This is a genomic window from Peterkaempfera griseoplana (assembly GCF_001418575.1).
Lineage (GTDB): Bacteria > Actinomycetota > Actinomycetes > Streptomycetales > Streptomycetaceae > Peterkaempfera > Peterkaempfera griseoplana.
This window is the reverse complement of sequence record NZ_LIQR01000168.1, coordinates 1-20737: the sequence shown is the minus strand read 5'-3', so window position 1 is coordinate 20737 and position 20737 is coordinate 1. Positions and strand designations below refer to the sequence as shown.

General features: G+C 72.5%; 17 protein-coding genes. 8 read left to right on the top strand and 9 right to left on the bottom strand.

Annotated elements, in window-relative coordinates; genetic code table 11:
- Positions 1 to 186: 186 nt before the first annotated feature.
- Positions 187 to 1770 carry an MBL fold metallo-hydrolase gene (locus tag AOK09_RS13695; protein ID WP_055587444.1) on the bottom strand — a complete coding sequence of 528 codons (1584 nt, stop codon included), beginning with the start codon at positions 1768 to 1770 and terminating at the stop codon, positions 187 to 189.
- A gap of 245 nt (positions 1771 to 2015) precedes the next feature.
- Positions 2016 to 2228 (bottom strand): MbtH family protein, encoded by a 213-nt coding sequence (locus AOK09_RS13690; protein WP_055587443.1) that lies wholly within the window; start codon positions 2226 to 2228, stop codon positions 2016 to 2018.
- A gap of 417 nt (positions 2229 to 2645) precedes the next feature.
- Here AOK09_RS13690 and AOK09_RS13685 point away from each other — a divergent pair, with 417 nt between their 5' ends.
- From AOK09_RS13685 to AOK09_RS13670, 4 genes are all read left to right on the top strand, one after another.
- Positions 2646 to 3443, top strand: coding sequence for an alpha/beta fold hydrolase (locus AOK09_RS13685; protein WP_245687278.1), 798 nt, complete (start codon positions 2646 to 2648; stop codon positions 3441 to 3443).
- Positions 3444 to 3538: 95 nt separating this feature from the next.
- Positions 3539 to 5500 (top strand): ABC transporter ATP-binding protein, encoded by a 1962-nt coding sequence (locus AOK09_RS13680; RefSeq protein WP_055587450.1) that lies wholly within the window; start codon positions 3539 to 3541, stop codon positions 5498 to 5500.
- 199 nt (positions 5501 to 5699) lie between these two features.
- The gene (locus AOK09_RS13675; protein ID WP_055587441.1) at positions 5700 to 6158 is read left to right on the top strand and encodes a cold-shock protein; all 459 of its coding nucleotides are present in this window, start codon (positions 5700 to 5702) and stop codon (positions 6156 to 6158) included.
- An 836-nt stretch (positions 6159 to 6994) separates the two neighbouring features.
- The gene (locus AOK09_RS13670) at positions 6995 to 7807 is read left to right on the top strand and encodes a transcriptional regulator (protein ID WP_456153967.1); all 813 of its coding nucleotides are present in this window, start codon (positions 6995 to 6997) and stop codon (positions 7805 to 7807) included.
- Positions 7808 to 7932: 125 nt separating this feature from the next.
- On the opposite strand, the gene AOK09_RS13665 is transcribed toward AOK09_RS13670, so the two are convergent.
- Genes AOK09_RS13665 through AOK09_RS13655 form a run of 3 tightly spaced genes read right to left on the bottom strand, consistent with a single transcriptional unit; the run spans position 7933 to position 12199 of the window.
- Complete coding sequence (locus AOK09_RS13665; protein WP_055587440.1) at positions 7933 to 9087, bottom strand: glycosyltransferase family 4 protein; 1155 nt, start codon at positions 9085 to 9087, stop codon at positions 7933 to 7935.
- Positions 9088 to 9143: 56 nt separating this feature from the next.
- Positions 9144 to 11486: an ABC transporter permease gene (locus tag AOK09_RS13660; RefSeq protein ID WP_055587439.1), complete on the bottom strand. Its 2343-nt coding sequence runs from the start codon at positions 11484 to 11486 to the stop codon at positions 9144 to 9146.
- Positions 11483 to 12199, bottom strand: a complete 717-nt coding sequence (locus AOK09_RS13655) for an ABC transporter ATP-binding protein (RefSeq protein ID WP_055587438.1) — start codon at positions 12197 to 12199, stop codon at positions 11483 to 11485. Before AOK09_RS13655 ends, AOK09_RS13660 begins: the two co-directional genes overlap by 4 nt.
- Positions 12200 to 12337: 138 nt before the next feature.
- Here AOK09_RS13655 and AOK09_RS13650 point away from each other — a divergent pair, with 138 nt between their 5' ends.
- A complete protein-coding gene (locus tag AOK09_RS13650; protein WP_245687277.1) occupies positions 12338 to 13183 on the top strand; it encodes a sensor histidine kinase in 846 nt (281 codons plus the stop codon).
- The gene (locus AOK09_RS13645) at positions 13180 to 13866 is read left to right on the top strand and encodes a response regulator (protein WP_079063030.1); all 687 of its coding nucleotides are present in this window, start codon (positions 13180 to 13182) and stop codon (positions 13864 to 13866) included. The genes AOK09_RS13650 and AOK09_RS13645 overlap by 4 nt, the downstream gene beginning before the upstream one ends.
- Before the next feature lie 39 nt (positions 13867 to 13905).
- On the opposite strand, the gene AOK09_RS13640 is transcribed toward AOK09_RS13645, so the two are convergent.
- The 4 genes from AOK09_RS13640 to AOK09_RS13625 all read right to left on the bottom strand — a co-directional run bounded on the left by AOK09_RS13640 (position 13906) and on the right by AOK09_RS13625 (position 18300).
- Positions 13906 to 15144, bottom strand: coding sequence for a beta-ketoacyl-[acyl-carrier-protein] synthase family protein (locus tag AOK09_RS13640; protein WP_175609298.1), 1239 nt, complete (start codon positions 15142 to 15144; stop codon positions 13906 to 13908).
- Complete coding sequence (locus AOK09_RS13635) at positions 15141 to 15377, bottom strand: acyl carrier protein (protein WP_055587437.1); 237 nt, start codon at positions 15375 to 15377, stop codon at positions 15141 to 15143. The genes AOK09_RS13640 and AOK09_RS13635 overlap by 4 nt, the downstream gene beginning before the upstream one ends.
- Before the next feature lie 17 nt (positions 15378 to 15394).
- Positions 15395 to 16441, bottom strand: coding sequence for a beta-ketoacyl-ACP synthase III (locus AOK09_RS13630; protein WP_079063029.1), 1047 nt, complete (start codon positions 16439 to 16441; stop codon positions 15395 to 15397).
- Between the two features lie 707 nt (positions 16442 to 17148).
- Entirely contained in the window at positions 17149 to 18300 is a 1152-nt protein-coding gene (locus tag AOK09_RS13625; RefSeq protein ID WP_055587436.1) for a glycosyltransferase family 4 protein, read from the bottom strand.
- Positions 18301 to 18894: 594 nt separating this feature from the next.
- Between AOK09_RS13625 and AOK09_RS13620 the strand changes: the two genes are divergently transcribed.
- On the top strand, positions 18895 to 20145 hold the full coding sequence (locus AOK09_RS13620) for a PP2C family protein-serine/threonine phosphatase (RefSeq protein ID WP_055587435.1): 1251 nt from the start codon (positions 18895 to 18897) through the stop codon (positions 20143 to 20145).
- Positions 20146 to 20503: 358 nt separating this feature from the next.
- A partial coding sequence (locus AOK09_RS13615; RefSeq protein ID WP_169797024.1) for an acyl-CoA dehydrogenase family protein occupies positions 20504 to 20737 on the top strand: 234 nt, incomplete at its 3' end.

Below are 20737 nucleotides of genomic sequence, written 5' to 3'. Positions count from 1 at the left end.
CCCCACCCCACGACCACCCGCTCGTCACGTCCGCTGCCTCGCCCGGCCCGGGCCTGACGCCCCGTCGCGGCCCACCCGCCCTCCCCGCGGCGCAGGTGCCCGGGGAAGCGCCGAGAGGCGGACCACCGGTGATCCGGTGGTCCGCCTCTCCGTGCCCGGGCGGTCGCCCGCCCAGGCCCGCTGCTGCTACCAGCGCCACTCCTGCTGCCCGTAGAGGTGCCCGGCCTTGATCCCGCGGTCCTTGCACCAGGTCATGAACTCGTCGATCTGCTTGATCTGGTAGGTGTCCTCGGTGTACGTGGTGGCCATCACATGGCCCAGCCAGGGCTCCTCGCCCATGGCGTACACATAGGCCTCACCGGCGCCCAGCTCGGTCATGATGGCCGCGGCCTGCTCGGCGTTGGAGCCGGAGAGCTTGCGCGAGTTGCTCATCTTCTTGGTCACCGGCACCGTCAGCAGCGCCTGGTAGAGCCAGGTCAGCGGCGCGCCGTCGCACTCCATGCCCAGGAAGGCGATGTCCGCGGTGCCGAGGTGGCCCTTGACGTACCGGTAGAGCATGGGGTCGATGCCCGAGGAGTCCGCCCCGACGAAGACCTTCCTGCCGGCCAGCTCGACCCAGTAGGTCGACTTGGCGCGGATGTCCAGGTCGCAGTGCTCGCCGAGGAACGGTGTGGCGACGACCTTGCCGCCCTGGAACTCGACCTCGTCGAAGTCGTCGACCTCGGTCACCGAGAAGCCCTGGTGACGGAGCATCAGCGCCATCGAGGGGTCGGCCAGGTTGCCCCGCGAGGAGCGCGGCACCACGATCGACCCGACCCTGCCGCGCAGCTGCAGCAGCGTCTCCAGCACGATGTGGTCCTGGTGTCCGTGGGTGATCAGGACCAGGTCGATGTAGTCGGGGAGGTCGTCCAGGGTGTAGCGGTCCCCGACGGTGTTGTCGGCGCTGATGAAGGGGTCGGTGACGATCGCGGCCTCCGGTGTCTGGAGCACCAGACAGGCATGCCCGAAGTACCGGATACGGCCGCCGGCGTCGATGTGCCGGTCCTCCGACAGGCTGGGCCGCTCGGTGAGCATCCCCGACAGCTGCGCGGCCTGCGCGTCGTCCAGCCCCAGGGCCTCGCGCAGATGGCCGAGCGTCGTGGGACGCACCCGGCTCATGAAGAACTCCTGCAGCCCCTGGTGCCGGAAGGGGATGCCCAGTTCCAGGACGTCGGGCGAGGGCAGCCGGGGAGTGCTCAGGACGAAGGGACGCTCGACCCCGGTCTCGAAGGAGAGCTGGACCGACTGGCGCTTCTCGTCGTAGAAGGGGCTCTTGTAGACCACCGGCTCCATGAAGCGCATCTGGGCCTGGTTGTCCATGTCGTACGCCAGCTCCACCAGGCCGCCCAGCTCAGGCGGCAGCTTGGGGTACAGCGGCGTCAGGTCGAACCCGGTCGCGTTGGCCCGCAGCAGCTCCTGCCCCGCCGCGATGGCCTCCGCGAACCGCAGCACGGCGGCCTGGTCGCGCTTGATGGCGGCGAGCAGGTCGCGCACCTCGTCGGCGCGCTCCTCCGGGATGTTGATGAAGTAGCCGCCGCGCAGCTCCGGGTTGTTGCTCGCCGCGACATGGACCTGCGGGGACTGCAGATACGACTCCAGCAGAGGCACCTGCAGAAATGCGAGGTTCATCGCCGACTGGACCGGCGCCATCGTGTACGGCCAGGCGAAGAACCTGTCCACCAGCGGCTCGACAATGACATTCGACCGCAGAAACAACTGCTGCTCGGCCACCTAAGCCCCACCCTTCGGTAAACGGACCACACAAACGGAGCGCTCCGCGAAGACTATGGCGGGGAGCACACTGTCGATCAATATCGGCCGACCGGACAACTGCGTTCCCGGCGGTGTTCAACTGCGGCCCTGCGGCAGTTGGCCGGCCGACGCAGCGGTCGGCACCTCACGACCGCCGGGCTGTTCTCCCGGCCGGGGCGGAAACGCGGTTCCGCCGTCGGCCGGGGTCTGCCGGGGCCGGGTTCCTAGCGCTGTTCCATGGCCTCGATCAGGCTCTTGGGCCGCATGTCGGTCCAGGACTTCTCGATGTAGTCCAGGCACTCCTGGCGCCCGGCCTCGCCGAAGACGGTCTTCCAGCCGTCGGGAACGTCGACGAAGACCGGCCAGAGCGAGTGCTGACCCTCATCGTTGACCAGTACCAGGTAGTTGGCGTCCGGGTCGTCGAACGGATTCGTCACCAGGCCGTCCTTTCTCCGAGGAATCATCGCTTGACCAGCGTCCCTGCAAAGCGTTGGGTGGGCAGACCGCCCGCTTCCGCCCTGCCGGCATTCGCCTTCGGGAACCACTGCGGCTCCACTATGACCCGGCTCGGCGCGGCGGCGTCAACGTTTCACGACCGGCCTGCAAGGCCGTGCTCCGAAAACTGTTCAACTGCGCCCGGGCGCCGGTTGAACAGGGGGCCACCGGCTGAATGCCGGTATTGATCAGTGCCGCGGGGCGATGACATCGTGGGGGCGGCGGAACCTCGTGGAGGCCGCTCTGCACCCGGTGAGAACCGGCTTGGGCCCGTGTCAGGAAGCTCCTGGGCCGGTGTGCACTCCGGGAGCCCGCAGATTGTTCTCGACCGTGGATGACGGGGGCGCATCGTGCCGTTCGTGCACACCAATGGGATTCGGCTGGCCTATGAGCGGTCGGGCCGGGGGGAGCCGGTGCTCCTCATCATGGGTTCGGACGCCGCCGGCCGGGTCTGGACCATGCACCAGACTCCGGCGCTGAACCGGGCGGGGTACGAGACCGTCGTCTTCGACAACCGGGGCATCGCCCCGTCCGACGCCCCTCCCGGCAAGTACACGCTGGAGGAGATGGTCGACGACACCCGGGGCCTCATCGAGGCGCTGGGCCTGGGCCGCTGCCGGATCGTCGGGACCTCCCTGGGCGCGCTGATCACCCAGCAGCTGGCCCTGGAGTCGCCGCAGTTGGTGCGCTCCGCGGTCCTCATCGCCACCCGCGCGCGGTCCGACGCCTTCCGCCGGGCGCAGAAGGCCGCCGACCAGGCGCTGCGGGACAGCGGCGTACGGCTCCCCGCCTCGTACGAGGCCGTGAAGACGGTGCTGGAGATGCTGTCCCCGGCGACCCTCAACGACGAGACCGCGGTCTCCTCCTGGCTGGAGATCTTCGAGCTGTCCGGCGGCAGCGCCCACGGCTCGGAGGGCCAGGACTGGGTCATCGACGGCCTCGGGGACCGGCGGGAGGCTCTGCGGAAGGTCTCCGTGCCCTGCCGGGCGATCGCCTTCGCCGACGATGTGATCTGCCCGCCGCACCTGGTGGCCGAGGTCGCCCACGCCATTCCCGACTGCGACCTGGTGGAGCTCCCCGACTGCGGGCACCTGGGGTATCTGGAGCAGCCGAAGCCGGTCAACGACGCAGTCATCGAGTTCTTCGACAAGCACTGAGAAGCCGCCCGTCCGCATCCCCACACGAGCATCAACCGGCCGCAGCCGCCACTCAGCGCGGGGAAGACACGAGAGTGAGGCAGGTTGCTGTGACCATGCCCGGCCGCGCCGCGAAGGGCCCGAAGGCCCTGCGGTTCGACGACGACTCCATCACCCGCCAGAGGATCAAGCCGGGCACCCTGCGGCGGATCCTTCCGTATGCCCTGCGTTACCGGCGGCTGCTGGCACTGCTGCTGCTGACCACCGTGGTGGACGCGGTGGCCACCGCGGCCAGCCCGCTCATCCTGAAGGCGATCATCGACGACGGCATCCTGCCGGGCCGCCTCGGCGTGGTGACGGCGCTGTGCCTGGCGATCGCCGGGCTGGCGCTGCTCGACGCGGGGGCCATGTACCTCCAGGCGCGGTGCTCGGGCAGGGTCGGCGAGGGGCTCGTCTACGACCTGCGCACCAAGGTCTTCGCCCACGTCCAGCAGCAGCCGCTGGCGTTCTTCACCCGTGCGCAGACCGGGGCGCTGGTCAGCAGGCTCAACACCGACGTGGTCGGCGCCCGGCAGGCCGTCACCACCCTGCTGTCGCAGTCGGTCTCCACCGTGCTGACCCTGGTCCTGGTGCTGGGTGCGATGTTCTACCTGTCCTGGCAGATCACCCTCACGGCGCTCTGCGTCATCCCGTTCTTCCTGCTGCCCGCCCGGCTGATCGCCCGGAGGCTGCAGCGCCTCACCCGCGAGACCATGCAGCTGGACGCGGAGATGAGCTCGATGATGAACGAGCGCTTCAACGTCTCCGGGGCCATGCTCGCCAAGCTCTACGGGCGGGCCGACGACGAGGCCGAGATGTTCGCCGCGCGCGCGGGACGCGTCCGGGACGTCTCGGTGAGCGGGGTCATCCACGGCCGGATGCTCTTCATCATCGTGACCCTGCTGACCTCCCTCACCACCGCGCTGGTCTACGGCCTCGGCGGCAGTCTCACCATCGACGGGACGCTGCGGATGGGCACCCTGGTCGCCATGGTGACGCTGCTGCTGCGGCTCTACGGGCCGGTCAACCAGCTCTCCACGATGCAGGCCACCATCCTCACGGCGCTGGTCAGCTTCGACCGGGTCTTCGAGGTGCTCGACCTCCAGCCGCTCATCGCCGAGCGGCCCGGCGCACACCCGCTGCCGGTGGGCCGGCGGCCCGACGGCGGCCCGGACGCGGACGGGCGGGGCGGAGGCGCCGCCGCGCCGGACATCCAGTTCGACCAGGTCTCCTTCCGCTACCCGTCCGCCGGGGAGGTGTCCCTCGCCTCCCTGGAGTCCATCGCACTGGCCAGGCCCGAACGGACCGACAGTGCCTGGATCCTGCAGGATCTGAGCTTCCGCGCCCCGGCCGGGAAGCTCACCGCCCTGGTGGGCCCCTCCGGCGCCGGCAAGACCACCCTCACCCATCTGGTGCCGCGCCTGTACGACCCCACCTCGGGGACGCTGCGCATCGGCGGCCACGACATCAGGAACCTCACCCTGCAGTCGCTGCGCGACACCGTCGGCGTGGTCACCCAGGACGCCCACCTGTTCCACGACACCCTCCGGGCCAACCTCCTCTTCGCCCGTCCCGGTGCCACCGAACGGGAGCTCGTGGCGGCCTGTGAGGCGGCGCTCATCTGGGACACCGTCTCCGCTCTCCCCGACGGCCTCGACACCGTGGTCGGCGACCGCGGCTACCGGCTCTCGGGCGGCGAGAAGCAGCGCATCGCACTGGCCCGGCTGCTGCTCAAGGCGCCCCCCGTGGTCGTGCTGGACGAGGCGACCGCGCACCTGGACTCCGAGTCGGAGGCGGCCATCCAGCAGGCGCTCAAGACCGCTCTCGCCGGGCGGACGTCACTGGTCATCGCCCATCGGCTCTCCACCATCCGCGACGCCGACCAGATCCTCGTGGTCGAGGCGGGCCGGATCAGGGAGAGCGGAACCCACCAGGAACTGCTCGCCGCCCAGGGCCTGTACGCGGACCTGTACCACACCCAGTTCGCCCACCAGGCCGCCGACGGCGCCGACAGCGACGTCCCCTCGGCGGTCGGCTGAGCCGCCCTGTCCGGCGGCTGCCGTGCGGGCGGTTCACCGGCCGCCCGGCGGTCCCTGGCGTCTGTTCAACTGCGGCCGCGCCGCGGTTGAACAGCCGGCTGAATACCGGTGGGACGGAAGTTGCTCGCGGAATTCACCGCGGCTGGCTAAAATCCTTTCCAGGTTCTTCGAGCAAGGGGCTCGACTCTGTGGGGGTAACGTGGCTACTGGTCGTGTTTTGCGGTTCGACGGCACTCGGGGTTATGGATTCATCGCTCCCGACCGCGGCGGCGAGGATGTTTTTCTGCACGTGAATGACCTGGTGATTCCCGAGTCCTATGTGCGTACGGGACTGATGGTGGAATTCGAGATCGAGGAGGGCGACCGGGGGCTCAAGGCGTCCTCGGTGCGGCTGGCGACGGGCACTCCCGCGCCGCAGCCCTTCCCCATGCCGGCACCGGTGCAGCCGGCTCCCGGTCCGGTCGCCCCGACGTACACCGCAGGTCCTTCGCAGGACGGCGGCGAGCCGCTGTGCGATGTGCTCGGCGTGGAGGAGTACACCCGGGAGGTGACCGAGCTCCTGCTGGAGGCGGCGCCCTCCCTGACGGCGGACCAGATCCTGCGGATCCGCAGCGAGCTCGTCCAGTTCGGCAAGAACCACGGATGGAACGAGGGCTGACAGGCGGCCCAGCAGGCCAGGGCAGGGAGCGGACCGGGTGCCGGAGGGCACCCGGTCCGTCGCGTGTCCTGATGCGACCCACCCTAGGGGCGGCCGCACATGGTGATCAACTAGTGTTGGCATGAACAGAGTTGGAGGTACCGCCCGAACCGGGCCGGGCCGGTTCGCCGGCCGGCCGGGGCAGCCCTTGGGCCTGCGCCGGCACCTGCCCGGACCGGCGGTGGTGATCGCTCGACAGCACCACGGCGAACCGTGACCATGAGTGCGGTTCATCTGTGGGGCCCGAACCGGACGGCAGCGCTCCGCAGCCGTCCGGTCACGGATGCGGGCGGGACCACGAGGCACGGTGCGACGCGACTTCTTGGGACAGGAGAGGCGACGTGGAACGCGCAGACGGGCGACCCGGCGGCACCGTACCCGCGGGGGCGCCGGGGGGACCGGCGGTCCCGGAACCCGTACCGAGCCTCCCGGCCCAGGCCCCGCCCGGGCCCGCCGGCCCGTGGCTCATGCCCTGAGCGGACGACGCCCACAAGTCTCTGGAGTTCTTCGGCAACTGTTCACTGTTATCAACTCACGGGGTGAATGAATTGCATCAGCCAGACATTGTTTCGACGGACGGGGCCACCGGGACGACCGGCGGCACCACCGTGCCGGACCCCGGCCTTCCACCGAGGACCGTATCTGTTCCGATTGCAACCATTCGCCCCGGCGAGTCACCCCGGTCGGAGGGACCCGACCAGGAGCACGTCGCCAGACTCGCAGAAATCGACGGTCCGCTGCCCCCGATACTCGTGCGCCAGTCCGACATGCGGGTGGTCGATGGAATACACCGTCTGTTGGCCGCGCTGATACGCGGCCAGGCGACCATTGATGTGGAGTTCTTCGACGGGACCGCCGAAGAGGCCTTCTTACGCGCCGTCCAGGCGAACACCGCCCATGGCCTCCCGCTGTCGCAGGCCGACCGGCGTGCCGCGGCCATCCGCATCGTCGCCTCGCACCCCCAGATGTCCGACCGGGCCATCGCCCGGACCTCGGGGCTGGGCGCCAAGGCCGTCGCCGCCATCCGGCGCCGCTCGACCGACATCCTTCCGCAGCTGGACGCACGCGTCGGCCGCGACGGACGGGTGCGCCCGCTGGACAGCGTCGCGGGCCGCTGGCGGGCCGCCGAGGTGATGACCGAGAACCCGGGCGCCTCCCTCCGCGAGGTCGCACGGATCGCGGGGATCTCCCCGGCGACGGCGAGTGACGTCCGCAAGCGGCTGCAGTCCGGGGAACTGCCCGCCCCGATCCGGCCCGCCGCCGCCCGGACCCCCGGCGAGACCGGGGACGAGGTCGCCGTCCCGGTGCAGGTCGGACAGCGGAGGCTCGAACGGCAGGCGCGACTGGCACCGCCGGACCCGGGCTCGTTGCTGGAGAAGCTCCTGCGGGACCCGTCGCTGCGGCTCAAGGAGGAGGGGCGGCATCTGCTCCGTCTGCTCCAGCAGAACGCCATCGCCGTACGGGAGCGGTCCGAGCTGACCGCCGCGGTCCCGCCGCACTGCGGCGACCTGGTGGTTAATCTGGCACGCCAGTACGCCGCGACCTGGCTGGAGTTCGCGCAGAGCCTGGACGAGCGGGAGCGGTCGGTGGCGCACAGAACCGCCGGGTGAGGCTCCCTCCCCTCCGTTCCCGGGGTGTCGGCGTGTTCCCACACCGCCGGATCCCCACCGAAGGACGTCCAGGGGCACACTGGCCTCTCCCGGGTGACCGGCGGACCAGTGTGCCCACTCTCTCGTCACCGCCCGCCGGCCGGGGACACCCGGCCGCCCTCCGGTGTCAGCAGCGGCGCCAGCCGGCGCGCCGATGCCTCCCAGGACCACTCCTCCCGCACCCAGCGGCGCCCCGCGTCGCCCATCCCGGCCTGCCGCCGGTCGAGCAGCGCGGACGTCAGCGCCCCGGCGATCGCCGCCGGGTCCCTGCCGTCCACCACCCGGCCCGTCCGCCCGTCGAGCACGGTGTCGGGGGCCCCGCCCGAGTCCCCCACCACCACCGGCAGACCGCTCGCGGAGGCCTCCAGGAAGACGATGCCCAGACCTTCGGCCTCCAGGCCCGCCCTCCGGGTGCGGCACGGCATCGCGAAGACGTCCGCGGCGGCGTAGTACTGCGGGGTGTCGGTGTGCGACTTCCCGCCCAGGAAACGCACCGCGCCCGGGGCGTGGCGGTCCGCCAGCCTGCGCAGCCGGGACTCGTGGGGGCCCTTGCCGACCAGCAGCAGCACCGCGTCGGGAACGCTGCGCCGGACCAGTGGCAGGGCCCTTATGAGCATGTCCTGGCCCTTGCGGGGCACCAGCCGGCCGACGCAGAGGATCACCTTCTCGTCCCGCAGGCCCAGCGCCCGGCGCACCTCCCCGGAGGCGGCTGCGTCCGGCCGGTAGGTGCCGGCGTCCACCCCCGGGACGAGCCGGCTCATCCGGGGGCCGGGCCCCAGCGCCGGCTCGATCCGGCGGCGTGTGTAGTCACCGAGGTAGGTGACCACGTCGACGCTGTCACCGATGCGCCGCAGCAGCCCGCGGGCGCCCGGGGTCCTGGCCCACCAGATCTCGTGGCCGTGCGTGGTCGCCACGATCCTCCGTACGCCGCCGCGGCTGCGCAGCGCGGGGGCGATCAGGGCGAGCGGCGCCGCGGCGCCGAACCACACGCGGTCGCAGCCGTGGGTCCTGGCGATCTCGACGGCCCGTGCGGCCACCCTGGCGGTCGGCAGCAGCGTACGGCTGGGGTCCCGTACCACGGGGAAGGGCAGTGTCGCGTCGTAGGCGGCGGCGCCGTCCTCGTGCGAGGTGTACACCACCACGTCGTCCGCGGGCATACGTGCGGCCATGGCGTGCACGAAGGTCTCGATGCCGCCCTGCCGGGGCGGGAAGTCGTTGGTGACGACAAGGGTGGAAGCCATGGGGGGTGTCGGTTCCTCCGGTGCTGGACGGTGGTCGGGTGCCGGTCGGCGGCGGGTCACTCGTTGTGGAGCACCCTGGCGATGGTGAGCCGCGCCGCCGACCGGGCGGGGACGTACGCCCCGAGCACCGCGATCACCACGCCGGCGAGCGCCAGCAGTGTCAGCACGGGTGCCTGCCAGACGTCCGTCAGGGACCTGGCGATGTCGACGTCGGCGGTACGGGCCGCCAGCGGCACCATCAGACGGTGGGCGGCGATGCCGAGCGGGATGCCGAGCAGGCCGCCCACCACTCCCAGCGCCGCCATGGAGGTCACCATCATCACCACGACCTGACGGGGCGTCATACCGATGGACTTGAGCATGCCCAGGTCGCGGCGCCGCTCACGGGTGGTGAGGACGACGGTGTTGAACACCCCGAGCGCGGCGACCGTCCCCAGCATCAGGGTGAGGACCGTCGACAGGCTGAGGACGGTGACCACGAAGGTGTTGGTGCCGAAGTCGGTGGTGGTGTAGAGCCCGGGATCGGCCCTGCGCACCGCCGCGGCGTAGGCGCCGGCGTCGGTCCCCGGGGTGAGCTGCACCTGGTACTGGAAGAGGGTGTCCAGGTCGCGGTAGTCGGGCGAGAGCGGGGCGAGGGTCTTCCAGTCGGTGTACAGGTACGAGGGGGCGCCGGTCATGATCTCCCCCACGACGGTGACCCGGGTCTGCTTGCTCCCGGCCTTCAGCGTCAGGTGGTCGCCGACCTTCAGCCCCGCCTGGTGCAGGAACTTCGAGGCGACGACGATCTCGCCGGGCCCGCCCAGCCAGCGGCCCTCGACCAGCTGGTCCTGGAAGCGCAGCGTCGAGGAGTCCCCGCGGAGGAAGTCCACCACGACGCTCTGCGGGTACCCGGCGACCGACAGCTCCACATGCTGGTCCGCGGTGACATAGCGCGCGCCCGGCAGCGAGCGCAGCAGCGCCTCCCGCCCGGCGTCCCCGAGCTTCGGCTCCACCTGCCCGAACCGGTGCTCGCCGGGCTGCACCGTGACCTGGAAGGCCCCGTCCAGTCCGGTGGCGCTCCCGAAGCGGGTCACGGTCGTGGCCAGGCCGCCGGCGAACGTCACGGTGGTCACTCCGAGCAGGATCGCCGCCAGGGTCAGCCCGGTGCGTCCGGGACGGGTGCACGGCAGCCCGAGACCCAGGCTGACCGAGCGCGGCAGCCGCGTGCCGCCGAGCCACCGCTGGACCCGCAGCCCCCGGCCGGTGCGGGGTGCGCTGCCGGCGCTGATGGCGTTGGCCGCGGAGAGCCCGCGGGCGCGCAGCGCGGGGACGAGCGCGGCGAGGAGCACCACGGCGGGCATCCCCAGCAGCGCGACGACCACCACCCAGAGGCTGACGCCGACGTTCCCCAGGTCGACGCCGACGTTCCCCAGCCCGAAGGTGACCCCTTTGAACGCGTTGGTGAGCAGCGGCCGGGCCGCGAGGTCTCCCAGCAGGGCGCCCAGGGCGCAGCCGACGACCGCCGGTACGGCCACCATCACCAGGTAGACCGCGGTCACCTGGCGCGGGGTGAAGCCCAGCGACTTGAGGATGCCGATGTGGCGGAAGCCCGAGACCACCGCGCCACTGATGACATTGGCGACGATCAGCACCGCGACCGAGACGCCGAGGAAACCGAAGACCACGAGGAAGGGCACATAGGCGCCCGGTCCGGCGGCGAAGGCCGCCCTGATGGTGAGGTAGTTCTGGGAGGCGATCAGTGAGTCCGCGGGCAGTCCCCTGGTCACCCCGGCGAGGTCGGCCCGGAGCCGGGCGCCGGTCCCGGCGTCCGTGAAGCGGTACAGCATCTGCGCGGCGGTGGGGTGCAGGGCCTCGATCTGGTCGGGCGAGACCCAGGCGTCGGCGGACCCGCTGACGCTGGAGGCGTAGCCGACGACCCTGAGCTGCGGGCCGCCGGGGAGTCTCAGGGTCGCGCCCAGGCCGCCCCGGCCGGCGCGCTGGTTCACCACGATCTCGCCGGGGCGGGTGGCCCAGCGGCCCGCGGTGAGGGTCAGCCGGTCAACGCTGCCGCCGGGGTCCGCGCGGCCGACGACGGTGAGGCGTCCGGCCGCGGAGTCCCTGGCGCTCTTGGCGACGGTCACCACGGCCTGGCGGAAGGGACCCGCGGCAGCCGCCACCCCGGGGCGTCCGGCGGTCTCGGCCAGCTGCGAGGGGGACACCGACGCGCTGTCGAAGGTCGCCACGACATGGGCGCCGCGCTGTCGTGCGAAGGCGTGGTCGAAGGGCGACGCGGAGGCGTCCAGCAGGCCCAGGGACACCACGATCGCCGCGGTGGAGAAGAGGACGACCAGTCCGATGACGAAGGTCTGCAGCCGCCGCCGGCGCACGGCCGCACGCGCTACCGGCCACACGGCGCTCATACGGCCCGCTCCAGGCTCCGCTGGGCCTCGACCCGGCCGTCCGAGAACTGGATCAGCCGGCTGGCGCACCGCATGGCCAGCCGCTCGTCGTGGGTGACGATGAGCAGGGTCTGGCCGATCTGGTTGAGGTCGATCAGCAGGTCCATCACCTGCTCGCCCGCCTGGCTGTCGAGGGCGCCGGTCGGCTCGTCGGCCAGCAGCAGGGCGGGCCGGTTCATCAGCGCCCTGGCCACGGCGACCCGCTGGCGCTCGCCGCCGCTGAGCACCGCCGGATAGGCGTCCCTGCGTTCGGCGATGCCGAGTTCGTCGAGGAGTTCCAGGGCCCGCTTGCGGGCCTGGGCGGCCGAGCTGCCGGTCAGCTGCGCCGCCAGGGCCACGTTGTCCAGCGCCGAGAGGTCGTCCAGCAGGTTGAAGAACTGGAAGATCATGCCGATCCGCCGCCGCCGGAACAGCGCCAGGCCCTTCTCGTTGAGTGCGCCCAGGTCCTCGCCGTGGACGGTGACCGACCCCGAGGTCGGACGGTCCAGCCCTGCGACCATGTTGAGCAGCGTCGACTTCCCGCAGCCCGACGGGCCCATCACCGCGACCGCCTCCCCGGCCCGGATCTCCAGTGACACCCGGTCCAGAGCGACGGCGTCGCCGTACTCCTTGCGCACTCCGTCCAGCCGCACGACGACCGGCGCCGCGTCGGGACTGCTGTTCTCACTCGTCATGCCAGGAACGTACGGGCGGCGGCGGCGGGCGGGCATCGACCACCGGATGTATCTGCCCTGGTGCGTCATCCCGGGGATGTAGGCGACGGGTCCCGGGGAATGATGCGCGGCGCGGTGCGGGGGTGCGAAGCTGTTCCCGTGCGGGGATCCGGGACGGGCTGGCTGATCGCAGGGCTGGCGGTGGCGTGTGCGGCCGTGCTGTGGCTGGCTGTGGCGCTGGTCCGGTCGCGGCGGCTGCGTGGGCAGGCGCTGGAGGAGCGCGCCTGGCTGCTGGAGCGGGAGCGGGAGCGTGCCGCCCGGATCGCGGTCGATGCCGAGCGGGCCCGGATCGCGCAGGAGCTGCACGACATCGTGGGCCATAATGTCAGTCTGATGGTGGTTCAGACGGGGGCGGCGCTCGAGGTGATGTCCACGATGCCGGACCAGGCCCGGGCGGCGCTGCTCGCGGTCGAGTCGGCCGGCCGGGACGCGATGACCGAACTGCGCAACCTGCTGGGGCTGCTGGCGCCGTCGCAGAGCGGCGACGACGACGACGGTTCCGAGCTGGCGCCGCAACCGAGCCTGAGCCGCCTCAGCGCCCTGGTCGACCGGGTCGCGTTCGCCGGCCTGCCCGTGGAGGTCAGGATCTCCGGGGAGCCCCGGCCGCTGCCGCCGGGGATCGATGTGACCGCGTACCGCATCGTGCAGGAGGCGCTCACCAATGCACTCAAGTACGGCGACGGGGGCAAGGCCGAGGTGACAGTGCGCTACGCCGACCACTATCTGCGGGTGGAGGTGCTGAACGGGGGGCCCAGCGTGCTCTCCGGCGGGGGCACCGCTCCCCGGCGGCCCGCGCCCGCCCGCCGCAGCCGTCCGGAGGGGGCCGGACGGGGCCTGCTGGGGCTCCGGGAGCGGGTCGCCGTCTACGGGGGCGACCTGGACGCGCGGCGCCGTCTGGGCGGCGGCTACCGGGTCCGCGCCCGCATCCCGCTGGACCGCCCGTGACGGGCGGCGAACCGGGTCCCCGCGTGCTGATCGCCGACGACCAGGCGCTGATCAGGACCGGCTTCAACATGATCCTCACCGCGCGGGGCATCGATGTGGTCGGTGAGGCCGCCGACGGGGGCGAGGCGGTGGCGGCGGCGAACGCACTGCGCCCCGACGTGGTGCTGATGGACATCCGGATGCCGACCATGGACGGGCTGGAGGCCGCCCGGCGCGTCCTGGCGCAGGTCCCCGACTGCCGGGTGATCATGCTCACCACCTTCGACCTCGACCGCTACGTCTACGCGGCCCTGTCCTCCGGCGCGAGCGGCTTCCTGCTCAAGGACGTCACACCCGACCACCTCGCGGCCGCCGTGCGCCTGGTCAACACCGGCAGTGCGCTGCTGGCGCCCTCCGTCACCCGGCGTCTCGTCGAGCGTTTCACCACCGGCGGCCCCGGCCCCCGGTCCGGGGCCGTGCACCGCGACCTCACCCCGCTGACGCCCCGGGAGACCGAGGTGCTCACCCTGATGGGCCGGGGCCTGTCCAACACGGAGCTGGCCCAGGAACTGGTCCTCAGCGAGGCCACCGTGAAGACCCATGTGGCCCGGATCTTCGCCAAGCTCGCCCTGCGGGACCGCGCCCAGGCCGTCGTGCTCGCCTACGAGACCGGGCTGGTCCTCCCCGGCGACGGGGCCGAGTAGCCCCGGCTCGTCGCCGGGGCCGCGCGCCCCGGGCCTGCCTCAGACGCTGCCGAGGACGACGACCGCGTTGTGCCCGCCGAAGCCGAAGGAGTTGCTGACGGCGACGGGGACGGGGACGGTCCTCGGCGCGCCGTGCACGATGTCGATCCCCGGGAGGGCGGCGTCGGGGGCCTCGAAGTTGGCGGTGGGCGGGATGACCCCCTGGTCGACGGAGAGGGCGGTGAGCGCCGCCTCCACGGCTCCCGCGGCGCCCAGCATGTGGCCGGTCACCCCCTTGGTGGAGGTGATCGCGGCGTCCGTGCCGAAGACCCGCTCGATCAGCCGGGCCTCCACCGCGTCACCCTGCGGGGTGCTCGTCGCATGGGCGTTGACCAGCCGGACGTCCGACGGGTGGACCCGGGCGTCCTCCAGGGCCTGCTGCAGGGCGAGCTGCGCACAGCGGCCGGACGGGTCCGGGGCGGTGAGGTGGTGGGCGTCCGAGGAGGCGCCGTAGCCCAGCAGCCGGGCGTACGGGCGCCAGCCCCGGGCCCTGGCGTGCTCCGCCCGCTCCACGACCAGCACCGCCGCGCCCTCACCGAGGACGAAGCCGTCGCGCTGCCGGTCGAACGGCCGTGAGGCGTGCGCCGGGTCGTCGCGGCGCCGGGACAGCGCCTTCAGCCGGTCGAAGGCGGTGGACACCAGCGGGGTGACCGCGGCTTCGGTACCGCCGGCGAGGACCACGTCGCAGCGGCCCGCGCGCAGCAGGTCCAGGGCGTAGCCCAGGGCGGTGGTGCCGGCCGCGCAGGCCGTGGAGACGGTGAGTGAGGGCCCGTGCAGGCCGAGGTCCATCGCCACGGCCCCCGCGGCGATGTTGCCGATGGCCTTGGGGACGGTGAGCGGGTTCACCGCGCGCGGCCCCCGGTCGTGCAGCCGGCGCCCCTGCTCCTCCCAGGTGCCCTGCCCGCCGACGGCCGTGCCCAGGACGACACCGGTCCTGGCGGCGTCCCGGTTTCCCTCGGTCAGCCCGGCGTCGGCCGCGGCCGCCCGGGCCGCGGCGACCGAGAACTGGGTGAAGGGGTCCATCCGCCGGGCGTCCTCGCCGAGGACCAGGTCCGGGTCGAACCCGGCCACCGCGCAGCAGAAGTCGACCCCCAGCCCCGCAAGCCGGGGATCGGCCGCCGCTGCGGACTGCCCGGCGCACACCGCCTTCCACGCCGTGGAGGTGTCGGCCCCCGCCGGGGTCACCATGCCGATCCCAGTGATCACCACCTCGGGGCGGCCGAGGGAATGGGCGGTCATGCCGGGACGACCGCGCCCTGTGCCGCCAGCAGCTCGGCGAGTTCGGCCACGGTGGTCGCGGGGGTCAGGTCCTCCTCGTCGATGGTCACACCGAGGTCCTCCTCCAGCTGCGCGCCGAGTTCCGCCAGCGACAGCGAGTCCACCTCCAGGTCATGGAACGACCTGGTGGGCTCGATGTGGCCGGGAACCTTGTAGGCGGTGCCGAGGATGGTGGTGAGGTAGTCGACAAACACGGATGGTCACCCTTCGGTCAGATCTCTGAATCGACGGTCGTCAGCTGCGGCCAGACCAGTGCGGTCGAGGCCCAGGTCAGTCCACCGCCGAAGGCGGTGAGCACGGTCCGGGCGCCGGGCTTGAGCCGCCCGTCCGCCAGCGCCTGCGCCAGGGCCAGCGGGATGGAGGCGGCGGCCGTGTTGCCGACCCGGGACAGCGCGCACACCGCCCGCTCCGGCGGCATCCCGATCCGGTCCGCCACGGCCTGGATGATGCGGGCGTTCGCCTGGTGCGGTACCAGCGCGTCGACCTCGTCCGGGTCCCAGGCGCAGTCCTTGATCACCCGCAGTGCGGAGACCGTCATCTGCTCCACGGCCCGCAGGTACACCTTGCGGCCGGACATGGCGAACCAGCGCGGCCCGTCGGGACGCTCGCGGGCGCCCGGCACATGGATCAGGTCGGCGCCCGCGCCGTCGCTGCCGAGGTCGAAGGCGAGCAGGGCGCCCGGCTCCCCGGGAGAGCCCCGGCGCAGTACCACGGCGCCCGCGCCGTCGCCGAAGAGCACAGCGGTGGAGCGGTCCCCGGGGTCGACGATCCGGGAGTACGTCTCGGCCGCGACCACCAGGACGCTGTCCGTGATGCCGCCGGTGATCAGGCCGGCGGCGACTGCGGCGGCGTAGAGGAAACCGCTGCACACGGCGGAGAGGTCGAACGCCGGTATCCCGCCCAGCCCCAGGCGGTGCGCGATCTCGGGGGCGGCGGCCGGGACGGGGCGGTCCGGGGTCGTGGTGGCGAGGATCAGGGCGCCCACCGTTCCCTGGCCGGCCGAGTCCAGCGCGTTGGCGGCGGCCCGGTGTGCGAGGTCCCGCAGGGAGGTCGTGGGGGCGGCCCGCCGCCGGGCGGCGATGCCCGTCCGGGTGCGGATCCACTCGTCGTCGGTGTCCAGGTGCGCCGCCAGCGCGTCGTTGTCGAACTCCGCGGTCGGCAGGCAGGTGCCGAGACCGGCGATCACCGCTGCCGGCCGGGGGCCCCCTTCGCCGGGGGTGGCCGCATGGAACTGGGATGTGAACTGGGATGTGTGCATTCCGCCGATCCCCTGAAGTCGCGCGTTCCGGTCCAGCAGGCGTCCTTGAGTTCCGGATCGGTCGGCAATACGACCGGCCGTCGTCGGCACAAATCAGGGGCGGTGTCCGCCGGGCCGCGAAATTCCGCAGCGGTTCCGCTCGTCGCCGGCGCGTCTCCGGGACGATGTGCCGGATACGCCGGCCGCCGGGTGTGCCGCGGCTGTGCGCAGGCCGGCCGGGTGGTTCCGCTGCGTCCGGGGCCCTGCCGACGCTGTCCGGCGAATGGCGGCGGACCGGTTTTCCGACGGAACACCGTCGCCGTCGCGCACAGCGGCCGTCTGTGAACGGAGTTCGGTTTCCACCGCGGGGAATGGCGTCGCCGGGTCGGTCCGGTCACTGTGCATGCAATGCCTCGCAGGGGTCTTCTAGGCGGTTTTCACCGTGGCATGTGCATTCCGGCACGGTCAAGGTTTCAAAGGTGTGCGCAGTGCGTCCAACTGCCGCGACAACGCAGTTGAACATCGGACCGGCCTGCCTGGACAGGGAGTTGCCGCTGCGGTATGGAAAGACCACTACGGACGGGCCCGGGCGGGCGAATCCGGCTGCGCTGTACGGGACCGCGGAGACCGGTTGCGGGGTGGCCGGATCACGACGTGGCCGTATCGCGGGGCGTCCCCCGTCGCGGCGGATGCGCCGTGCCCGCCGGCCGCTCCGCGCCCGTCCGGACCTACTCCTCCTCGGACACGGCCGCCGGGACGTGACCCGGCGTCAGCAGCTCCGTCAGATGACGGGCCGAAGCGTCCCAGGACCAGGACTCCTCGACCCATCGGCGCCCCGCGGCACCCATCGCCGTACGGTCGGCGTCCAGCAGCGTCCGGATCAGTGCCCCGGCGATCGCCTCGGGGTCCGCGCCGTCCACCACCCAGCCGGTGGTGCCGTCGAGCACGGTGTCCGGAGCGCCCCCGGAGTCGCCGACGATCACCGGCAGACCGGTCGCCGAGGCCTCCAGGAAGACGATCCCGAGGCCCTCGGCCTCCAGGCCCGCCTTACGGGTGCGGCAGGGCATCGCGAAGACGTCCGCCGCGGCGTAGTACCGCGGCGTCTCATGGTGCGACCTGCCCCCCAGGAAGAGGACCGACCCGTCGGCGTGACGCTGCGCCAGCCTGCGCAGCCGGCCCTCGTGCGGCCCCCTGCCGACCAGCACCAGCACGGCGTCCGGTACTTCGCGCTGCACCAGCGGCAGCGCCCTGATCAGCATGTCCTGGCCCTTGCGGGGCACCAGACGGGCCATGCACAGGATCACCCGCCTGCCGTCCAGGCCGAGTTCGCCGCGCAGTCCCGAGGCGGCGTCGGCATCCGGCCGGTACACCGCGGCGTCCACACCGGGCGCCAGCCGGCTCATCCGCACACGAGGGCCCAGGGCGGGCTCGATCCGGGCACGTGTGTACTGGCCGAGATAGGTGACGACGTCGACGCCGTCCCCTATCCGGCGCATCAGCCGACGGGCGCCGGGAGTCCTGGCCCACCAGATCTCATGGCCGTGCGTGGTCGCCACGATGCGCCGCACACCCCTGCGGCGCAGTGCCGGAGCCATCAGGGCCAGCGGCGCCGCGGCGCCGAACCAGACCCGGTCGCACCCATGGCTCTCGGCTATCTCCAGCGCCTTCCTGGTGACCCGGCCGGTGGGCAGCAGCACCCGGCTGGGGTCCCGTACGACGGGAAAGGGCAGGGTCGCGTCATAGGCGGTGTCGCCGGGCTCGTGCGAGGTGTAGACGACGACGTCGTCCCCCGGCATACGGGTGGCCATGGCGTGCACGAAGGTCTCGATCCCGCCCTGGCGGGGCGGGAAGTCATTGGTGATGACAAGGGTGGAGCCCATGGCTGCGTCAGTTCCTTCGTAGGGCGGGGGTCTGCCGGGCTGCAGAGCGCCGGGCACGGCGCTCGTCCAGGGCGCGGGCCGTCAGGCGGAGGGTGCGCAAGCGCGGCCGTCCGGGCACTGCGCGGACGGTCCCACCCGGACGCCGGTACGGGCCCGTGGCGTCGGCGCACGACTGGCGTGACTGACCGTCAGTCAGCGTCCCCTGCACTGCGGTTCTTCTCACAACTCCCCCGGCCCCCGGTTCCCCGGACGGGAGCGTAACACCCCCTCTTCCCGCTCCACCCCCGGCGGGGTGCCCGGGAACAGGCCGCCGGCCTGAATGGAGAATTCCTGTGCACACGGCGGCACATTTCCCGAATACGACGGCGACAGCTCGTTCACGGACCCCGGGGAAAAGTCCCTCCCGACCGGGGTGGCACAGCCGTGGCACCGCCGCCGGGGACGGCGGCCCTCCACGGGAGGGAACGCCGATACGCCGGTCACCGTGCGTGCCCCGGGAGATCCGCAGCGCTCCGGCCGGGCCGCCGGTCCGGGGCGCCGCACCGGAACCGTGCGTAGAGTGGGAGGACCGGTTCGACAACGCGGGAGACCGGAGTGGCACAGGCAGACGTCGACTACGCGGAGGTCTTCCGGACCTTCCCCAGTCCGGCGCTGCTCCTCACTCCGGACCTGCGTGTGGCCGACGCCAACGAGGCGTTTCTGCGGGTCTCCGGGCGGGGCCTGGACGAGCTGCTCGGCCGTTGCGTCTTCGAAGCCTTCCCCGACAATCCGGGCGACCCCGGGGCCGACGGCGGCCGCCGGCTGCGGGCCTCCCTGGAACGGGTGCTGGCCACCGGCTGCCGCGACACCATGGCGATGCAGAAGTACGACGTGGAGGTGCCCGACCGGCCGGGCGTGTACGAGGAGCGGTACTGGAGTCCGGTGAACACCCCGGTGCTGGGCGCCGACGGCCGGGTGACGGTCGTCGTGCACCGGGTCGAGGAGGTCACCGCGCTGGTACGGGCCCACCGCGCCCTGCAGGGCCGGCCCGGGCAGATGCTGAGCATCGAGGAGCAGATGGAGGCCGACCTGCTCACCCGCTCCCAGGAGCTGCAGTCGCTCAATGAGCAGCTGCGCGAGGCCAACGCCCGTGAGCGTGCGGTGGCGATCTCCCTGCAGCGCGCGATGCTGCCCACCGTCCCGTCCGGCCATCGGGCTGTCGTCGCGGTCCGCTACCAGCCGGCGACGGGCTCGCTGAACGTCTGCGGCGACTGGTACGACCTGGCCGATCTGGACTCCCACCGGGTCGCCGTGGCGGTGGGCGACGTGGTCGGTCACGGGCTGGAGGCCGCCGGGGTGATGGGTCAGCTCCGCAGCGCCCTCAGCGCTGCCATCCGGGCCACCGGCGGGCCCGCCGAGGCACTGCGGACCCTAGCGCTGTACGCGCTCACGGTGGAGGGCGCGCTGGCCACCACGGTAGTGCAGCTGGTCATCGACCGTGAGGCCCGCACCATCACCTACAGCTGCGCCGGCCATCCCCCGCCCCTGCTCGTCGGCCCCGACGGCGTGGTCGACGCCCTGGGGAACGCCACCGACCCGCCGCTGGGGTTCTGGGAGACGGAGATTCGGCGCTCGGCCGCGGTGATCGACTACCGGCCGGGGTCCACCCTGGTCATGTACACCGACGGGCTGATCGAGCGCCGCGGTGAGGACATCGACGCGGGCCTGGAGCGGCTGGCCCGCAGCCTCGCCAGGCACCGGGCGCTGGCCCCCGAGGCGCTCGCCGATGCGCTGCTCGCCGATCTGCGGACCTCCGCCGAGCAGACCCTCGACGACACCGCGCTGGTCGCCGTCCGGCTGGCCTGAGGGGCCCTGCCGCCGCGGCCGTCCGTTGCTCGGCCGGGGGCTCCGGCGTATGCCGGGGGCAGGGTGGAGGCCGTCCGTCCGGAGCCCGGGTCCGGCACGGCACGGCGGGTCGTCGGCGCACGGCGGGTTCGCCGCCGCGGGACGGCCTGGGCGCGCCCTGGAGCGCGGCACCCCGCTCCCCTCGAGGAGGGAACGAGGCCCCCTGGTGGCGCCCTGTCCTGGGGCCCGCAGGACGGGTGCCCGTACCGCCCGCACTAGCTATTTGGCACGCAGTGTGGTCTATTGAGGGTACTCAGTTCTCTCGATGTGATCGTGTTCCGTGCCCCCGGCGGCGCGGGACGGACTGGAGCACCCGACCATGGACAGGGCCTTCGACCTTTTCCGCATCTCCGAGGAGCACGAGATGCTCCGTGACGCCGTGCGGTCGCTCGCGGAGGCGAAGATCGCCCCGTTCGCGGCCGAGGTGGACGAGGAGGGACGCTTCCCGCAGGAGGCCCTGGACGCCCTGCAGGCCAACGAGCTGCACGCGGTGCACGTCCCGGAGAGCTACGGCGGCGCCGGCGCGGACGCCCTGGCCACCGTCATCGTCATC

Bases quoted from the DNA above. Each gene is read 5' to 3' on its own strand.
- AOK09_RS13680 (WP_055587450.1), top strand. From the start codon at position 3,539: ATGCCCGGCCGCGCCGCGAAGGGCCCGAAGGCCCTGCGGTTCGACGAC.
- AOK09_RS13665 (WP_055587440.1), bottom strand. From the start codon at position 9,087: ATGGCTTCCACCCTTGTCGTCACCAACGACTTCCCGCCCCGGCAGGGC.
- AOK09_RS13660 (WP_055587439.1), bottom strand. From the start codon at position 11,486: ATGAGCGCCGTGTGGCCGGTAGCGCGTGCGGCCGTGCGCCGGCGGCGG.
- AOK09_RS13655 (WP_055587438.1), bottom strand. From the start codon at position 12,199: ATGACGAGTGAGAACAGCAGTCCCGACGCGGCGCCGGTCGTCGTGCGG.
- AOK09_RS13640 (WP_175609298.1), bottom strand. From the start codon at position 15,144: ATGACCGCCCATTCCCTCGGCCGCCCCGAGGTGGTGATCACTGGGATC.
- AOK09_RS13630 (WP_079063029.1), bottom strand. From the start codon at position 16,441: ATGCACACATCCCAGTTCACATCCCAGTTCCATGCGGCCACCCCCGGC.
- AOK09_RS13625 (WP_055587436.1), bottom strand. From the start codon at position 18,300: ATGGGCTCCACCCTTGTCATCACCAATGACTTCCCGCCCCGCCAGGGC.